At 40.4% G+C, this 17,010-nt stretch carries 15 protein-coding genes; 11 read left to right on the top strand and 4 right to left on the bottom strand.

Features of this window, described 5'->3' with window-relative positions; all coding sequences use genetic code 11:
* On the top strand, positions 1-3,111 hold the full coding sequence (locus tag DI077_RS01635) for an efflux RND transporter permease subunit (protein ID WP_109021990.1): 3,111 nt from the start codon (positions 1-3) through the stop codon (positions 3,109-3,111).
* On the opposite strand, the gene DI077_RS01630 is transcribed toward DI077_RS01635, so the two are convergent.
* Entirely contained in the window at positions 3,060-3,869 is an 810-nt protein-coding gene (locus DI077_RS01630) for a dienelactone hydrolase family protein (RefSeq protein WP_109021989.1), read from the bottom strand. The two genes, DI077_RS01635 and DI077_RS01630, sit on opposite strands and share 52 nt — an antisense overlap.
* A 287-nt stretch (positions 3,870-4,156) precedes the next feature.
* On the opposite strand from DI077_RS01630, the gene DI077_RS01625 reads away from it, so the two are divergent.
* A complete protein-coding gene (locus DI077_RS01625) occupies positions 4,157-5,878 on the top strand; it encodes an acyl-CoA dehydrogenase family protein (RefSeq protein ID WP_109021988.1) in 1,722 nt (573 codons plus the stop codon).
* 114 nt (positions 5,879-5,992) lie between these two features.
* On the opposite strand, the gene DI077_RS01620 is transcribed toward DI077_RS01625, so the two are convergent.
* Positions 5,993-7,159 carry a fatty acid desaturase family protein gene (locus DI077_RS01620; RefSeq protein WP_109021987.1) on the bottom strand — a complete coding sequence of 389 codons (1,167 nt, stop codon included), beginning with the start codon at positions 7,157-7,159 and terminating at the stop codon, positions 5,993-5,995.
* 42 nt (positions 7,160-7,201) lie between these two features.
* Entirely contained in the window at positions 7,202-8,290 is a 1,089-nt protein-coding gene (locus DI077_RS01615; protein WP_109021986.1) for a ferredoxin reductase, read from the bottom strand.
* Positions 8,291-8,421: 131 nt separating this feature from the next.
* Here DI077_RS01615 and fabR point away from each other — a divergent pair, with 131 nt between their 5' ends.
* From fabR to DI077_RS01575, 8 genes are all read left to right on the top strand, one after another.
* Positions 8,422-9,063: an HTH-type transcriptional repressor FabR gene (gene fabR, locus DI077_RS01610; RefSeq protein WP_109021985.1), complete on the top strand. Its 642-nt coding sequence runs from the start codon at positions 8,422-8,424 to the stop codon at positions 9,061-9,063.
* 65 nt (positions 9,064-9,128) lie between these two features.
* Entirely contained in the window at positions 9,129-10,394 is a 1,266-nt protein-coding gene (locus DI077_RS01605) for a chloride channel protein (RefSeq protein WP_109021984.1), read from the top strand.
* A 1-nt stretch (position 10,395) separates the two neighbouring features.
* Positions 10,396-10,881 (top strand): carboxymuconolactone decarboxylase family protein, encoded by a 486-nt coding sequence (locus DI077_RS01600; RefSeq protein ID WP_109021983.1) that lies wholly within the window; start codon positions 10,396-10,398, stop codon positions 10,879-10,881.
* Entirely contained in the window at positions 10,878-11,342 is a 465-nt protein-coding gene (locus tag DI077_RS01595) for a hypothetical protein (protein WP_109021982.1), read from the top strand. The genes DI077_RS01600 and DI077_RS01595 overlap by 4 nt, the downstream gene beginning before the upstream one ends.
* A 21-nt stretch (positions 11,343-11,363) precedes the next feature.
* Positions 11,364-11,972: a hypothetical protein gene (locus DI077_RS01590; RefSeq protein ID WP_217351571.1), complete on the top strand. Its 609-nt coding sequence runs from the start codon at positions 11,364-11,366 to the stop codon at positions 11,970-11,972.
* Positions 11,973-12,098: 126 nt separating this feature from the next.
* Complete coding sequence (locus tag DI077_RS01585) at positions 12,099-12,518, top strand: SRPBCC family protein (RefSeq protein WP_109021981.1); 420 nt, start codon at positions 12,099-12,101, stop codon at positions 12,516-12,518.
* Positions 12,515-12,976, top strand: coding sequence for a MarR family winged helix-turn-helix transcriptional regulator (locus DI077_RS01580; RefSeq protein WP_109021980.1), 462 nt, complete (start codon positions 12,515-12,517; stop codon positions 12,974-12,976). The genes DI077_RS01585 and DI077_RS01580 overlap by 4 nt, the downstream gene beginning before the upstream one ends.
* Positions 12,977-13,026: 50 nt before the next feature.
* Positions 13,027-13,392, top strand: coding sequence for a VOC family protein (locus DI077_RS01575; RefSeq protein ID WP_109021979.1), 366 nt, complete (start codon positions 13,027-13,029; stop codon positions 13,390-13,392).
* Between the two features lie 435 nt (positions 13,393-13,827).
* Here DI077_RS01575 and DI077_RS01570 read toward each other — a convergent pair whose 3' ends face one another.
* Entirely contained in the window at positions 13,828-15,510 is a 1,683-nt protein-coding gene (locus DI077_RS01570; RefSeq protein ID WP_109021978.1) for an adenylate/guanylate cyclase domain-containing protein, read from the bottom strand.
* A 139-nt stretch (positions 15,511-15,649) separates the two neighbouring features.
* Here DI077_RS01570 and DI077_RS01565 point away from each other — a divergent pair, with 139 nt between their 5' ends.
* Positions 15,650-16,957, top strand: a complete 1,308-nt coding sequence (locus DI077_RS01565; RefSeq protein WP_109021977.1) for an NTP/NDP exchange transporter — start codon at positions 15,650-15,652, stop codon at positions 16,955-16,957.
* Positions 16,958-17,010 lie beyond the last annotated feature (53 nt).

Here is a 17,010-nt window from a genome sequence, read left to right as displayed (position 1 = left end):
ATGGAATTCCTTACTCATATTGTTAGGTGGTCTCTCCAAAATAGATCAATTATCATGGTTGGCACCATATTTCTAATCATGATCGGAATCGATTCCGCAGGAAAAATAAAAATCGATGCGGTTCCGGACATAACGAACGTACAAGTACAGGTAGTCACGACTTCTCCCGCACTTTCTTCTTTGGAAATCGAACAATACGTAACTTATCCTTTGGAAAGAGCTTTATCCGGCATTCCGAGATTAAAAGAATTGCGTTCCGTATCAAGGTACGGATTTTCTCTTGTAACCGTAGTCTTTGAAGACGGGACGGATCTTTATAAGTCCAGGCAATTGGTAAGCGAACGATTGATGGAAGCTTCATCCAATATTCCCATCTCCTTCGGTGTTCCTGCGATCGCTCCGATTACTACCGGTCTCGGCGAGGTATTTCAATTCACTCTAGAAAGCGATCATCACAGTCTAACAGATCTTACTACATACTTAAATTGGTTTATCAACCCTTTACTCAAAACGGTACCGGGAATCGTAGAGGTGAATACATTCGGAGGAAGAACCAAACAGTTCCAAGTAATTGTTGACCCGAAAGTAATGATCTCTCTCGGAATTTCCTTAAAACAAATCGCTGAAGCAATCACAAATAACAACGCAGCTACCGGAAGCGGTTATTTGGAAAAAAACAAGGAACAGTTGATCTTAGGAAGTGACGGTCTTTTAAAAACGCTACAAGACTTCGAAAAAATTCCTGTAGGTAGAACAAGCGACGGATTCCCAATTTACCTGGGCTCTATTGCAAAAATAGAAGAAGGTTATAAACTCAGAAAGGGTGCTGCGACTGCAAACGGGAAAGGGGAAGTAGTCGGAGCCGTTACATTGATGCTGCTCGGAGAAAATTCTTTAGATGTAACTAAAGGAGTCAAAACCAAAATCCAACAGATTGAGAAAACTCTTCCTACGGGGATGAAAATCATACCATATTACGACCGTTCCGTGATGGTAGAAAATACGATCAAAACGGTATTCTGGAATCTTACGGAAGGCGCGATTCTTGTTATTTTCGTTTTATTTCTAATGATAGGAGATTTGCGATCCGGGCTCGTTATTGCGGCAACAATCCCCTTATCTATGTTATTTGCACTCACAATGATGCATATAAGGGATCTGCCTGCAAATCTTATGTCCATGGGAGCAATTGATTTCGGGCTGATCGTAGACGGAGCAGTGATTTTAATTGAAAATTCGCATAGAAGACTTTCAGAGAAAAGAAAAGAACTGAAAAGAAACCTGACCGACGGAGAAAAAAAAGAAACCATTCTAACCGCTACAGTTGAAGTTAGAAAAGCAACCATCTACGGAGAAATCATCATAGGGATTGTTTATCTCCCTATTCTTACTTTAGGAGGAACAGAAGGAAAAATGTTCATTCCTATGGCAATGACGGTATTATTTTCTTTGTTAGGTGCATTTTTCCTAACGCTTACCGTTATTCCGGTACTTGCTTCTTATATTCTGAACGCGAAAGACAATAATGAAGAGGAGACTTATCTTTATCAAAAAATCCAGAAGTGGTATTCTCCCAAATTGGAGCGTGCGTTTTTAGAGGGTAAAAAAATAATCTATGGAACCGTCGGCGTATTTGCCTCTTCTCTGTTTCTCTTTTTTCTGATGGGAGGAGAGTTTTTGCCGAACTTGGATGAAGGAAACATATTACTAGAGGTAACAAGACTTCCCAGCTCTTCCCTGACAGAGTCGGTAAATACTTCCCAAAAAATCGAAAAATCATTGTTAAACGAAATACCCGAAGTCACTGCAGTAGTTTCCAGAACTGGTTCTCCCGAACTTGCAATTGAACCGATGGGTGTGGAAAAAACGGATGTGTATCTGGATTTGAAGCCTAGAAACGAATGGAGCCTTTCCAAAGAAGAGCTGGAAGAAAAAACCGCAAATCTGATTTCAAATCGTATTCCCGAAGTAGCCTTCGGAATTTCCCAACCGATTGAGATGAGAAATAATGAAATCATGGCGGGTATCCGTGCAGATGTGGGAATTAAAATTTACGGAGAAGATTTGAAAACTCTGAAGATTTTGAGCGAAAAAATCGCAAATGAAATCCGATCGGAAAAAGGTGTCGTGGATCTTAGAATCGAACAATTATCAGGATTGGAATATTTACGAATAACACCTAACAGGGAAAAACTGGCAAGGTACGGGCAATCAGTAACTGACGTAAATCAAGTTGTTGAATCTCTTTCCGCAGGCCATAATACAGGAGTATTATACGAAGGAATGAAACGATTCGAAATAGTCGTTAAATCCGATTGGGGAAAAGATCCGGCTTCCATCGCCCATCTACCTGTGGGAGTAACTAAAAACACATACACTCCTCTTTCCGAACTCACGGATATAAAACAGGAAGACGGTCCGGTTCAGATCAATCATGAGAATCAAATTCGTATGGCACTCGTTCAATTCAATATTCGCGGTAATGATATGGTAAGTACCGTCAGACACGTTGAAAAAAAGATTAATGAAAAGATTATTTTTCCGGCAGGTTACCGTTATGCACTAGGAGGAGAATTTCAAAAATTCGAATCCGCTTCACAAACGTTAATGGTAGTGGTTCCGATCACTCTGTTTGTAATTTTACTGATTTTGTATTTGGCATTTCAAAATTGGAAACCGGCATTGATTATTTTTTTAAATGTTCCTTTTGCAATTACAGGAGGAATCTTTGCCCTGTTTCTCAGAGGGATGCCTTTCAGTATTTCTGCAGGTGTAGGATTCATCGCACTTTTCGGAATCGCCGTATTAAACGGTTTGGTATTGATTACTTTTATAAGAGAGCTGGAAGTAAAAGGAGAGAGTTTAAAGGATGCGGTGATTCATGCCGCAAAACAAAGATTACGTCCTGTTTTAACTACGGCACTGCTTGCTTCTATAGGTTTTTTGCCAATGGCGATCAGCACCACTCCGGGAGCAGAGGTCCAAAGACCTCTTGCTACCGTTGTGATCGGTGGGTTGATCTCAGCAAGTATTTTGACTCTATTCGTCTTACCGATCGTCTATTTGAAATTTTCTGCGAAAAAAGCTTTCATACTTTCAAAAGAAGCATAGTCCGCTTTCGCATTGTAAGCAATTCCGGGAATTCCGTGTTTTTCGGAACCCGGTCTTGTGAATCCGTGAACCGCGCCTGGATGAGAAACAAAGCTGAATGGAACTTTAGCATCTGTTAAATTCTTTGTAAATTCGGCGACGACTTCTTTCGAAATGAAAGGATCATCTCCGCCATGGTGTACTAAAATTTTAGACTTAACCGGTTTCGATCCTTTTCCTAAATTGGGACGCGGCAACATTCCATGAAATGATACGACTCCGCCTTTTAGGTTTGCACCGTCAAATGCCAGTTCCAAAACCCCTTTTCCTCCGAAACAATATCCGATCGCACCGATTTGATTCGGATCTACGTTCGGATCTGCTTTTAGAATTTCCAAAGCCTTATATATTTTTTTCAAAAATGCTTTCGGATCTCTGTTCGCAGCGGAAAGTTTCCCTGCTTCGTTATGATCTTCCGTCACAACACCTTTTCCGTAAACATCCATTGCGAAGGCAACATAACCCAAATCGGCAAGCTGTTTCGCTCTTTGTTTTGTGTAGCCGGACAATCCCCACCACTCATGAATCACTAAAATTCCCGGACGTTTTCCTGTAATCGACTTGTCCACAGCAAGAAAACCTTCGTAAGTTTTACCATCTAACTTGTATTCGACTGCTTTACCTTCTACGCTCGCCTTTACCGGCTGTTCCGAAGAAGGTGTTGTAGAACAAAATCCTAGTGCCGTAAGGCATGAAATGAATATAATTCGTTTGAACATAAATCCTCCAAAATTCGGACTATCCCCATCAAAATCCGAATCTTAGCAACTTATCCGTTCTCATCATTCTTTTTCCATAAGTATTTTTTTAAAGTTCCGTTCCCGGATTTTTCAGTAATCGGGGGAATCTGTCTTAGGCTGAAGATTATCCCTAAAGGCCTGAATTTCGCGTATACCAGTCGGTCTACCTTTAGTTTTTTCACCCAATAAACTTTCACGAAAGAATAAAATTTTATCGCTTAATCTTACTACGAATGTTAATCTTAACGAGAACACCGAGGCATATTATGATCAAGGGCAATTATTTCCAAACCAATGAAGATTTCAAAGAACACTTCCACGATCTTGTCGACTGGGACGAAATCGTAAATATCTACGAACACGGATTTGCAGACGCAAAAGAATACGAAAAAACGAAAAATCATCGTTTGGAAATGGCACCAACTAACGTAGAAGAAGCGGTTGCCTATTACGAAGAGATTTTAAATTCCTGCGGTGAAATTTCAGGCGAATATGTTTCCCAAGTAGCGCAAGATGTGGATCATGAAGGTTTGAAGTATGCCAATGGAGTAGTGACTCATCCGCAAGCAATGGTGGACGTTATACATAAATACCATGAAGCAGGACTCGGTCCGGCAGGGTTCAAACGCAAATACGGCGGATTAGGAGTTCCTAATATAGTTAAGGCGATGATTGCCGAACTTATGTACCGTTCCGATAGTTCGATCACGATCGCAGTAGGAAGCATGGGACTTGCCAGTATTCTGGAAAGATGTGCTTCGGAAGAAATGAAAGAAGAATGGATTCCGAAACTGATATCGAATCATTATACCGTAACTATGGGGCTTTCGGAACCGGATTTCGGATCCGACCTTCCCAACATTACGACAAAGGCCGTAAAAAAAGGAGACGATTGGTTTCTAACAGGTACTAAGCGGTTTCAAACGATGGCTTGCGGATTAAATGGAGAACCAGGCATGACTCTGACTCTTGCGAGAACGGGGACACAAGAAAGCGGAGCGCGCGGCCTTTCCTTTTTTATAGTGGAAAATAAAGACTACGAAGTCTCGGGCATCGAAAAAAAACTAGGTATCAAAGCTTCCGCAACATGCGAAGTAGTCTTTGAAAATAGCAAAGGTTATCTGGTAGGAAAAGAAGGTTTCGGACTTGTAAAGTACGTTATGGGAATGTTAAACGGTGCAAGGCTCAGTGTCTCTTCCCAAGGTACGGGAATCGCCACGACCGCATACGAAGAGGCGAAAAAGTACGCAGAAGAACGTATCCAATTTCATAAACCGATCATTACGATCCCTGCAGTCAAAAGAATGTTGGATCGAATGGAGAGGGAGATTGCAGGGATGCGTTGTCTTATGGTAGAGGCTGCCTATTCCGTTGATAAATACTATTGGACGGAAGATCTAAAAGACCTGGATCCTGCGAGCACCAAAGCGAAAGATGCAAAACTCTGGGAGAAAGTGGCAAACACTCTCACACCTATTTCCAAATACTATAATTCCGAAATGTGCAATGATTTGGTTTATGACGCCTTGCAGGTATTTGGTGGCGCTGGGTATACGGAAGATTATGATTTGTCCAGACTTTACAGGGATGCGCGTATCACCAATATCTACGACGGAACCACTCAGATACAAGTCAATGCTGCCATAGGAGGAATCACATCCGGAATGTCCCAAACGGGAATCTTTCGCCAATACCTGGACCAAAGATCGGAAGGCCTGAGCTTTGAAAAAAACCTATCGGAAACAAGAAAGGTATTCGAAGAGATCGTCGAGTCTTGGAAAAAAATCACAGATACTACTTTGCGTGAAAAATTCGCTTTCGAAGTAGTTGAGTCTAGTGCTCGTTTGGTGGTAGGAATTCTAATGGAAAGAGCGAAAGCAAAATCGAAAAGCAGAAAGGATTTGAGAAAAACCTGGTGCCAAGGATTTCATGCCGATTCTCTGGCTATCGTCACCGGCAATTTGATTCGAATTCAAAATGCGATTTAACTTCGGTTAAATTATTTTCAGGTTAAAACTTAAAAACGCATAGCAAATAAAAAGGCCAGAGGAATTTCTCCCCTGGCCTCTCCGTTAAATCTCTATCAGCTATCTCTCTCTCTATTAGGCAGGAATCAATTCTTCGGAAGTCGTATCCACCATTACAATTTGCGGTTCCGGCATCAATTGCACTTCCTTCACATTTCCCAAAAGTTTCTTCGCAATCTTATTCGGGAAAGAATATACAAAGATACGCTTCCATACTTCCGCGAATTGTTTTGCAAAACTTCCCGTGTTATAATTTTGTCCGTATTTTTTACAAACCGCTTCGAGTCTCGGTGCAATCTCCTGGTAACGTCTGGAAGGAACATCAGGATACATATGGTGTTCGATTTGGTGGCTGAGATGACCGCTCATCAGGTAGAAGAATTTGCTTCCGCTGATATTGGAGGAACCTTTCAACTGACGAATGTACCAATCCGCTCTCGTTTCATTTTTAATCTCTTCGGGAGAAAACGTTTCCGCATTTTCAGTGAAGTGGCCGCAAAAGATAATGGAGTAAGTCCAAACATTTCTGATCATATTCGCAAGAAGATTTCCCAAGATCACTTTTGGAAAATTAAGACCTGCAAGGATCGGAAAGAAAAGATAATCCTTTACCAATTGCAATTCTATCTTTTTGAAAAATACATCTCTATATTCTTTCAGAGTTCTTTTCTTTCTGAGTTTTTTTGGAATCTCCATATATTCCACACGATAACCATGAGCACCGACTCCCCATTGAAAGTGAAACATCAAAAACAAATTGGAAAACATTTGTGTTAAGTGAACCGGTTTCCATTTTTGATCGTCAGTTAGTCTCGTGAAATTATAGCCGTAATCATGATCCTTACCCAATACATTTGTAAATGTATGGTGCATATAGTTATGATAAAACTTCCATTGTTTTGAATCGGATACGATATCCCATTCGAATGTTCGTGAGTTGAATCTTGGATCATTCATCCAGTCATATTGGCCGTGCATTACATTATGCCCGATTTCCATATTATTTAGAATTTTGGAACCTGCGAGTAACAATGTTCCAATTCCGAATGTAATCGGTTCAAAGCTGAAATGAATCAACCCTCTTCCCAAAATTTCAGTATAACGATATGCTTTGTGGACTCGTTTGATATGATTCGCATCTTCAGTCCCTACTTTTGCCATCACATCTTTTCTGATTTCTTCCAGCTCCGCACCGAAAGCTTCCGTTTCCGCTTTTGAAAGTTTTTTACTTATTGTTTTCATATGATTTACCTATTTCCTGTTCGTTAACTAAAAAATACTCTTCTAAAAATCCAGTTCCAGTTTTTCATCCACTCGCGAAAGACAGAGTTGGATATTTCCTTCTCCACTGTCCGACATAGTTTCATCTTTGATGTTTGTTACGGACCCGCTCGTTTTTCTACAAGTGCAAGTATGACAAATCCCCATTCTACAGCCGCTAGGCGGATAGATTCCCTGATCTTCCAATTCTTCCAAGATGGACTTTTCACCTTTCAGAAGAACAGTCTTATGAGACTGTAAAAGTACCACTTCTACGGGACCGCTACTTTGGTAATTGGTTTGAATCTGGGTAGGTAATAAAAACAGTTCCGAGATCACTTGATTATCTTTTAAAAACTCTTTTGCAGAAGTTTGCAAAGGAGCAGGCCCGCAAAGATAAACCAATCTTTCCTTCAGATCGGGAACGAACTTGTCCATAAGTTCCGTAGTCAAAAATCCGGATTCATAACCTGGGGAAGGAACATCGGTCAAAACATGTTTTACTTCCAACCACGAATTACCCGTTTCGAGCTTTGCAAAGGATTGAAAAAAAATAATGTCTTCTTTAAATCGGGAAAAATAAAGTAATTTCGCCTGACCTTTGTAATTCGACTCAGCCAGGGTTTTAATAATGGAATGAATGGGTGTAATTCCGCTGCCACCGGCAATAAACAGAAGTTTGTCGGGAAGTGCAGAAGGATCAATCGTAAACTCTCCGCTTGCCTGACCCAATTCAATGACGTCCCCCACTTTCAATCTGTCATTGAGAAAGTTGGAAACAAGTCCGCCTTTCTGGCGTTTCACAGTGATTGTCGGGTTTTTTGCCGATGGGGAAGAGGATAAGGAATAATAACGGGTCACTCGGCGTCCGGCGATCTCTACAGTGACCGGAACATGTTGTCCTGCCTGAAATCCCTTCCAATGACGATTCGTTTGGAGAACGATTGTTTTCGCATCTGCAGACTCGGAATGGATGGCAATTACTTTTGCTTTTGCCGTGGAAACCGAATATAATGGGTTGATTTCGCCCAAAACGAACTCTAACCAGTTCGTAGGTTGGAAATAATTCCAATATTCTTTGGGACTGTTGTAGATAAATGGGAGCACTTTCATATTTTCGCCTCTTTTTTGGTGAACGACTGTTCACAGATATAACTTACAGTGTTAAATATGTCAACCCTGAATTAGGTTATTTTTTCCTTGATCGGAAAAAAAAGTGAACGATCGTTTACAAAGATTCATTTATGAAGCTAAACCTTCGTTACCAACAGAAACTGCGCACCCGCAGCACTTTAATCCAAGCTGCCCTGAAACTTATGGGAGAGGAAAAAAGTTTGGGTGAATTGAGCTTACGTGAAGTAGCCGGAGAAGCTGGGATTGTTCCTGCCGCTTTCTACAGGCATTTTAAGAACATGGAAGAGTTGGGGCTTGCACTTGTAGATGATATGAGTATCAAACTCCGCACCATCTTGCGTGAGGCCCGTAAAAAAGGCGCTTATAAGACCGCTCTCCAGGAATCCATCGCCCTCTTTTTCGATTATGTGAAAGAAAACAGATTATTGTTCCGCTTTATCTCACGCGAGAGAACAGGGGGAAACAAAAGAATTCGCGCGGCCATTCGCAATGAAATGGCTTTCATTACGAATGAGTTAGCATCCGATATGCGACTCCCCAAATCAGTTCCCTTTTCGGATATTGAATTCGTATCGGAGATGATCGTATTCAATGCCTTTCATATCGCGGGGGAATTTTTAGATTCAGATCCGAAAGATTCGCTCAGTGAAAAAAAATTAAAGATCAAAACCGTAAAACAACTTCGACTTATCTTTGTAGGTATTCTCAGAGGCAGAAGCAAAGGAAAGCGCAGATCCGTTGTTAGGGGATAGCTAGGAAAGAATCTATTTTAGATTGAAATCAAAATCACTTAAAATAGATTTGAACTGATTTTGCCATGATCTCCAAAAAAAAATTTCTAAAACGTCTTAATTCATTAAAAACCCATTCCCCTTTTAATCCGTTCGTATTCGGTCGATCTGTTTTTCTTTGGATCTTTGTCGGTCTTATAGGAGGAACGATAGCAGGAGGATATTGGATCATATTAGAACACCTGACAGAATTGATGTCTTATGCGAAAGGATGGCAGGTCATTCCTTTGATGGCATTTTCGGGATTATTTGCGGGACTTATCATTCATTTCATCGGGGATCCGGGTGAGATCAAACTTATAGTAAACAATATCCGGTTCAAAAAAGGAAGACTGGAACCGAAAAACAATCCGTCCATGTTTCTATCTTCCTTGCTCTGCATCGCTTCGGGAGGAAGTCTGGGCCCGGAAGCTCCTCTTGTACAAATCACAGGTTCCACAGGATCTTGGATCGGAAAAATACTTCGTTTGAAAGGAGAGGATTTTCGTTCTTTGACCATCGCGGGGATGGCTTCCGGGTTTACTGCTCTTTTCGGAGCACCGGTAGGTGGAAGTTTATTTTCTCTGGAAATACTTCATCATAAGTACGTTGTAGAATATTATCAAGCCATTATACCGGCGTTAGTTGCAAGTTGTGCCAGTTACGTAGTTTTCGCCTTGATCGTTCATTTGGGTTTCGGACCAACCTGGCATTTTCCTTCTTACCATGTCGAGTCCATGTTTGATTTTATATTTGCAGTGCTCTTTGCATCGGTAGCCGTCTGTTTCGGATGGGCGTTTATCTATCTCACCAAAATTTTGAATTTCACCTGGAAAAAAACAAGACTCCCCATCTATGCGAAGATGTTCGCGGGTGGATTGATTTTGGGAACGATTGCTTATTATCTTCCACTCACCCGTTACTTCGGTCATGAAGAAATCAATACTATCCTGACCAATGAATATTCGATTCAATTGCTGATCAGTTTGTTTGCATTTAAAATCATCGCCATTGCAATCACAGTCACATCCGGCTGGCGGGGAGGATTTATCATTCCTATGTTTTTTGTCGGAGCAACTTTGGGATTGATTCTACATCATTTTTTTCCCGGTGTAAATCTTACGCTGGCGACAGTCAGTTGCATGGCAGCAATCAATGCTTGTGTTACCCGTACTCCCTTAAGCACGATTTTACTTTTGTCGGCACTCACCGGATTTACATATTTCGTTCCGATCACATTTGCCAGTTTGACCGGATACTTTTTTTCACCTAACAATCCTTTTATCTCAACGCAAAAACACAGAGAGGAATAATATGACGATTCGAATCAAATTATCCGATTACGGAAAGACCGGATTCCAAAAGATTCTGGGGCATAATTCGAAAATCTTAGATCGTTGGAACGAATTGGACGAAGCACTCTTCACAGAAACAAATTTAGAGCCGGACCTATTGGAACAAGTTCGGCGAGTGATGGCATTCGAAAACAAATGTGAATACTGCATGGTAAAAGGAGGCCGCTCGGAAATTCGAAAAGAAAACTCCCGGTCCCGGATCGCCTTAGCAGCCGCCTTCGCGGACTTGTTCGTGAAAGATCATCTTTCCATTTCCCAATCTCATTTCGAAATTTTAAAAGAAGAATTTAACGATAAAGAAATATCGGAGTTATGCGCTTTCATTGCATTCACCTCTGCTTCTCAAAAAATAGGCAGAATTTTCAATCTTACGGAAGATTATCAATTGAATCGAGTAACAACGATGAAAGAACTGAACGAAGCCCATTCGGAAGAATCAAAATGATCGTAAACGTATCCACCGAGTTAAAATCCGATTTTGAAACGATAAAACGCTCAGTGCTTTTACCTAAATTACTGATTTATGTAACAACTCCTCTGATCAAATTCACTCCTTTGGATCCGAGTCATTTTCCTGTTATCTGGAAGGACGGAGAATATCTGGTAGATATGAAATTATTCGGAATCATTCCTTTTGGGAAACAATACATAGGAATCCAAAGGTTTCATGATACTATAGATGAATTCATATTAAGAGATAACGGTCACGGTGAATTGATTCAAAAATGGGATCATTGGATTTTTATCCGCAAAACAAAAAATGAAAATCTGATTTCTTATACGGATCGAATTGAAATCAAAGCAGGCATACTGACTCCGTTGATTTGGATCTTTGGAAATATATTCTACAGATGGAGACAACATCGTTGGAGAAAATTAATTTCGGAAGGATTGGAAGCTTTATAAATGGACATATATATTAAAAAAATGAAACAGCTCGAATCTTCTTTTCTTTCCATTTATCCTGACGGGTTTCAACATCCTCGACTAAAAGAGATTGGGAAAAAAATGAAATCGGAACAACTGTTTCTTCTCGCCCAAGAATCTTTTGCCAAAGAAAAATTCGAAGAACCGTTGGAACTCACCAAAGCAATGGTGAAAGTAATCACCCGTTCTCCTTTGGTTTCTTTGTTTGAAAAACCGAAGTTGAGAGATTACGTGGAAGCACTTTCCAAGAAAGACAAAGAAATTCTTTCTAACGGTTTGTATGAATTTTTTTACGGAAAAGAAGAACTGGGATTCAATCTTCAATTGGATGTTTTGAGCAAAGGCAAATTGGCGAAATGGTCTATCCTAACCGTTTGCCCGACATATCTTCGCCCTCAAAAGGAGATTTTTGTCAAACCGACGACCACCAAAGATATATTAGCTTATTTCCAGATCCCCGACTTGGAATACAAACCGACCCCGAGTTATGAATTTTATAAAAAATATAGAACCTGGATCAATAAAATGAAAACCCAGGCAGACCCCTCGCTTTCTCCTTCCAATGCTGCATTCAGCGGCTTTTTGATGATGAGCCTAGGCAAAAAATAAATACCGTTTCATTGGCCCCACGATAGTATTTTATCGATTTTTCAAAAAAGTCGGGAAATTTATTTCTTGATTTAGTATGTGTACATATAATATATATATTTACATTAAGTGCAATTAGGAGTCTACATGTGGACTAAATCGTATTCTATCATTACAGAAAAAGTGACAAAAGAACAAATCTGGAAACTCTTTGAAGATGTAAACAACTGGCATACATGGGACGAAGGGATCGAATTTGCAAAGCTGGAAGGAAAGTTCGAAGCAGGTAACCATTTCATTCTAAGGCCGAAGGGTGGTCCGAATGTAAAAGTGGAACTGTTGGAAACAGTAAAAAATGAAAGATTTTCGGATGTAACCAGATTTCCATTGGCTCAAATGTACGATGAACATCTATTCGAAGAAACTGAAAACGGATTAAGAATCACTAATACGATTTCAGTCAAGGGAATTCTCGGTTTTTTATGGATCAAATTGGTAGCACAAAATATTGTAGACTCTCTTCCGAAGGATGTGGCAAAACAGGTGGAAACAGCTAGTAAATTATGAAGTCCCAAGACAATACGTTTAGTTTTGAAAAAGCGGAAGATAGCTCAGGTTTTCTGCTTTGGCAAGTTACCAATCTTTGGCAAAGGGAGATAAAAAAGGCGTTGGAGAAATACGACCTGACTCACTCCCAATACGTCCTTTTGGCAAGTATCCATTGGTTGACTTTGCACAACCAAGATGTAACACAAGTATTATTATCTTCACATACTAAAATAGATCCGATGACCACTTCCACTGTCTTACGTACATTGCAGACAAAGGGGCTTATACAAAGACAAGAGCACCTTACAGATACCAGGGCAAAAACGGTAGTTCTAACAGACGCGGGAAAGAAGATTATAAAACAAGCTGTGAAGGCCGTGGAAAAATTCGATTCCGATTTTTTCAAAAGCCTTGGCGCAGGGACAAATGACTTCAATAAAAAACTACTTACCTTATTGAAATGGATCGAAATATAATTTTATTTTTCAAACAAAGTCTTTTTCAAATGAATCAATAGGAGATATATGTGAGCCAATTGGATGTAATAGAGATCAAGGCATTTGTGCCTGCGAAAGACTACGAATTATCAAAACAATTTTATCAGGATATGGGATTCAATCTAAAATCGGAAGGTGGCGGAGTCGCATATTTCCAGGTAGGAAAGTCAAGTTTCCTTTTGCAGAATTTTTACAATAGGGAATTCGCAGAAAATCTTATGATGCATTTGTTAGTGGAAGATGCTAACGCTTGGTTTCAAAAATTATCAAACAATAGTTTGTCGGAAAAATATAAAATTAGGATTACAAGCCCGGAAACACAACCTTGGAGAATGGTTGATTTTATAGTTGCCGACCCTTCGGGAGTTTTATGGAGAATCGGAAATAATATTTAACAACAGGAAATACAAAGGCATCATAAGCCCTTGGGATAGATGATAAAAACCGGAACTTAGTGATGGAAAAAGACGAACTTATTTCTAAAATTTTCGGGGATTTTACGAAAGCGATAGGCGGATTGTAAATTTTGTGTTAGGTGGAGATTTGCAGCCCACGACCCTCACCCCCCAACCCTAAAAAGGGAGGGGGCTCGATCGATTCCCCAAATAAAACTATGTCACATTAATATTCACCGCCACGGATTGCAGCGAAAATCAAACGGAAAACATTCCCCGCTCTTTTTCGCGGAACATCCTGCTCCGACGAAAAAACCCCGGCCATCCTTGGCCTCCGTTACCGCGAGAATTGTTTTCCGTATTTAAAAGTTGATTACTTTACTTATTTTACGGGAGTGAAAAGCAGGATCCCACGAAGCGGGAGGCAGACTAACATTAGTTTAATGTAGTTTCAATTTTCGAAATTTTCAGATCTCTGCCGAATGGGATCAGATAAACATTGACCGATTCCGTTTTACCTCGAACGGAAATCGTGTGTTTCTCAAAGCCAGAGAAATCAGCTAACGAATATTTGGCTACATTTTCAGAAACGATTACTTCACAGGAATATTCTTTAGTAGCGGACTCAAGACGACTTGCAGTATTCACTGCATCTCCGATCGCCGTAGGTGTGGTAGAATTTCCAAAAGTTCCAAGAATCACCACTCCGCTATGAATTCCGATTCCCATTCGCAATGGTTCGGGAAGTTCTTTTTGGAGACGTTCATTCAGATGAACCAATTGTTCGCTCATATTTTGCACAGCAATTACGGCTTGGTTGCTTGCTTCTGTTAGGTTGGTATCCAATCCGAAGATCGCCATTAAACCGTCACCCATCAGCTTATCGATTTTACCACCTGCTTTTTCGATTTCAGAACCTACTTGCTGAAAATAGGAATTCAGAATAAATACCACGTCATAGGGTAACATCTGCTCGGTGAATGTGGTGAATCCCCGCAGGTCGGCAAACAAGATTACTATTTCTTTTTCCGTTCCGTAAATATATCTGCTTTGGCGGATCGCGTCGATCGCAGTAGCATTTGTAGGGAGAAGCGGTTCAATATAAATATCCGATTTAGGAATGGCCTGGCAAGCCAGTCGGACGGACTTGGGAGCGGAGATTCTTGCGAGTACTGCTGTCTCTTCTTCCGAAGGAGAATCCAATTCTTCCAGTCCGGATTCAATATGTACTCTGCAAGTGGAACAACGCCCTCTTCCTCCGCATACATTTGCATGAGGCAATTTCGCGAGCTTACTTGCTTCAAGGATCGTCGTACCAGGAGATACAATGGAAATTTTTCCATTCGGATAATGTACTTTGATCGTCTTCTTTTTGTTTTGTGATCTTAGAAAAAACAACCGAAACACAAATAGAGAAAATATAATAGAATTAAATACAAGACTGGCACCTGTGCCGACTTGCAAGGAATACTCTTTGATCTTTTCCACTTTCTCAGGTAGAGTCAAAAGAAACTCTTCCAACCATTCCGGGTCTTGAGAAAGCAGGAAGGCTTCTTTCTGCGCGCTGATGATTCCCATGATCGAAAGAACGGGAAAAATCGATACGATCACTAAGAACAGGTTGGAATAACGGATAAACCAAGGTTTGTATCTCAACCAAAAATAAAGTCCGAAACAACCGTGCGCCCATACAATCAAAAGTAAAGTGACGTCAATGGCAGTGAAAAAAGATCCGTATACTAAGAACAGATGAGTGTAACTGTCATCAACACCTAACATTTCATTCATTGCAACAGTGACCGCAATATGACCGATCAAAAGTTGAGGGATCGCCAATCCGCTGAAAAATTGTAGAAACTCCCCTTGGGACATTTTTAAAGTCTTTCTCGATAATATGCTGCTAAGAGTGAGAATGATGTGGATGGATGTAGCAAAGAAAAGGATGGGATGAATGGCCGGAAAGCGCCAAAAGCCGATGAAAAGTTTTCGGGAGGATTCAAGTAAATCCAAAGAAACAATTCCTAAGCTATGATTGAGAAGGTGTGTGAAAACATAGGCAAAAAGAACAAGACCTGAACCCAACCTCAAACGATTTTTCCATCCAAAGATCAAGTCCATATATTTTACCTATGTCTTAGGGTGAAGAGGGATGAAAATCAGTCGAGAATAATTAATTCAAATACAAAGAGATATCCGATTTCAGTTTTACTTGGAAAGAATCGATCGGAATCTAAGTTGTGAATGAAGGCTACGGGATATGAATGAAAAACTAAAAACCTTTTTTATCAGAATCAATTTGGTTTTGAAAGTTCAACCTCAGGAAATTCCCATTCTCATTTATTCCAGTCTATGTTTTTTTTGCATTCTTTCTTCCTATTATATACTTCGTCCCATCCGGGATGAATTGGGAATCGAAACTGGAACCAAAACTCTTCCCTGGCTTTTTTCGGCCACTCTTGTTTCCATCATTCTACTCAATTTCCCTTTTGCCTGGCTCACTCATAAACTGAACCGGAAGAGTTTACTCAATTTTCTATTCCGTTTCTTTCTATTGCAATTGTTGGCTTTTGCATTTTTCTTTTCTACCAGTTCGCATAATATCTGGATCGGTCGCATATTCTTTGTTTGGGTTTCTGTGTTCAATCTTTTCGTCGTTTCCGTATTTTGGGTGTTAATCGTAGATCTCTTTCGGGAAGAAGAAGGTAAACGCCTTTTCGGAATCATATCCGCAGGAGGTTCGATAGGAGCGATTGCGGGTTCTCTCTTTACAGCAAGCCTTGTAGAACATACTTCCAAAACAAATCTACTCATTGCATCGGCAATCCTTCTGGAGCTTGCAGCCCAAACGGGAATGCGAATGTACACTGTTCGCACAAAATTACAAAAGGAAGAAATCGATTCTACAAAACCCATAGTGGAAAGCAGTTCCCTCTTTTGGGGATTATTGGGTATGTTTCGTTCACCTTATCTTGCTAATGCGGCGCTTTATGTGTTCATTTATACTGCGACATCTTCTTTGATCTATTTCCAGCAGGTTCATATTTTTGAAACGGGATTCTCTTCCACCGGAGAAAGAACTTCCTTATTGGCAAAGATGGATTTGATCGTGAATGTTTCCACATTGATCATTCAGATTTTGTTTACAAGCAGGATCATTCAATTTCTGGGAGTGAGCGGAGCTTTGGCTGCGCTTCCCATCATTGGAATTCTGGGCTTCGGATTTTTGAGTGTTTTTCCTTCCATCGCACTTGTTTTTATCATTCAAATCACAAGAAGAGTGGGACAATTTGCGTTGGCAAAACCTACAAGAGAAGTTTTATTCACTCTCGTATCCAAAGAAGACAAATTCAAAGCCAAAAACTTTATGGATACCGCAGTCTATAGGTTAGGCGACCAATCCGGGGCATGGATTCACGCTTTTTTCTCATTTGTAGGTATGAATCCGATCCAGATTTCCATGTTAGGAATAGGGGCTTCCTTGCTTTGGCTGTGGAACGGAATTTGGTTGGGGAAAAAAGAAAAGGAATTGGTCTTGGAAGCCGAACAGAAACCTGCTTCAGTCTAAGAGAAAATCATATCCAGGAGGAAAGTATGTTCAGCAGAAAAAAATTCATACTT

Origin of the sequence: Leptospira kobayashii (genome assembly GCF_003114835.2) — a bacterium.
Lineage (GTDB): Bacteria > Spirochaetota > Leptospiria > Leptospirales > Leptospiraceae > Leptospira_A > Leptospira_A kobayashii.
The sequence above is the reverse complement of the archived record's forward strand: the minus strand, read 5'-3'. Positions and strand labels throughout refer to the sequence as shown.

Excerpts from the sequence above, each read along its gene's own strand:
- DI077_RS01635 (WP_109021990.1), top strand. The coding sequence starts at position 1 with ATGGAATTCCTTACTCATATTGTTAGGTGGTCTCTCCAAAATAGATCA.
- DI077_RS01630 (WP_109021989.1), bottom strand. The coding sequence starts at position 3,869 with ATGTTCAAACGAATTATATTCATTTCATGCCTTACGGCACTAGGATTT.
- DI077_RS01625 (WP_109021988.1), top strand. The coding sequence starts at position 4,157 with ATGATCAAGGGCAATTATTTCCAAACCAATGAAGATTTCAAAGAACAC.
- DI077_RS01620 (WP_109021987.1), bottom strand. The coding sequence starts at position 7,159 with ATGAAAACAATAAGTAAAAAACTTTCAAAAGCGGAAACGGAAGCTTTC.
- DI077_RS01615 (WP_109021986.1), bottom strand. The coding sequence starts at position 8,290 with ATGAAAGTGCTCCCATTTATCTACAACAGTCCCAAAGAATATTGGAAT.
- fabR (WP_109021985.1), top strand. The coding sequence starts at position 8,422 with ATGAAGCTAAACCTTCGTTACCAACAGAAACTGCGCACCCGCAGCACT.
- DI077_RS01605 (WP_109021984.1), top strand. The coding sequence starts at position 9,129 with ATGATCTCCAAAAAAAAATTTCTAAAACGTCTTAATTCATTAAAAACC.
- DI077_RS01600 (WP_109021983.1), top strand. The coding sequence starts at position 10,396 with ATGACGATTCGAATCAAATTATCCGATTACGGAAAGACCGGATTCCAA.
- DI077_RS01595 (WP_109021982.1), top strand. The coding sequence starts at position 10,878 with ATGATCGTAAACGTATCCACCGAGTTAAAATCCGATTTTGAAACGATA.
- DI077_RS01590 (WP_217351571.1), top strand. The coding sequence starts at position 11,364 with ATGAAACAGCTCGAATCTTCTTTTCTTTCCATTTATCCTGACGGGTTT.
- DI077_RS01585 (WP_109021981.1), top strand. The coding sequence starts at position 12,099 with ATGTGGACTAAATCGTATTCTATCATTACAGAAAAAGTGACAAAAGAA.
- DI077_RS01580 (WP_109021980.1), top strand. The coding sequence starts at position 12,515 with ATGAAGTCCCAAGACAATACGTTTAGTTTTGAAAAAGCGGAAGATAGC.
- DI077_RS01570 (WP_109021978.1), bottom strand. The coding sequence starts at position 15,510 with ATGGACTTGATCTTTGGATGGAAAAATCGTTTGAGGTTGGGTTCAGGT.
- DI077_RS01565 (WP_109021977.1), top strand. The coding sequence starts at position 15,650 with ATGAATGAAAAACTAAAAACCTTTTTTATCAGAATCAATTTGGTTTTG.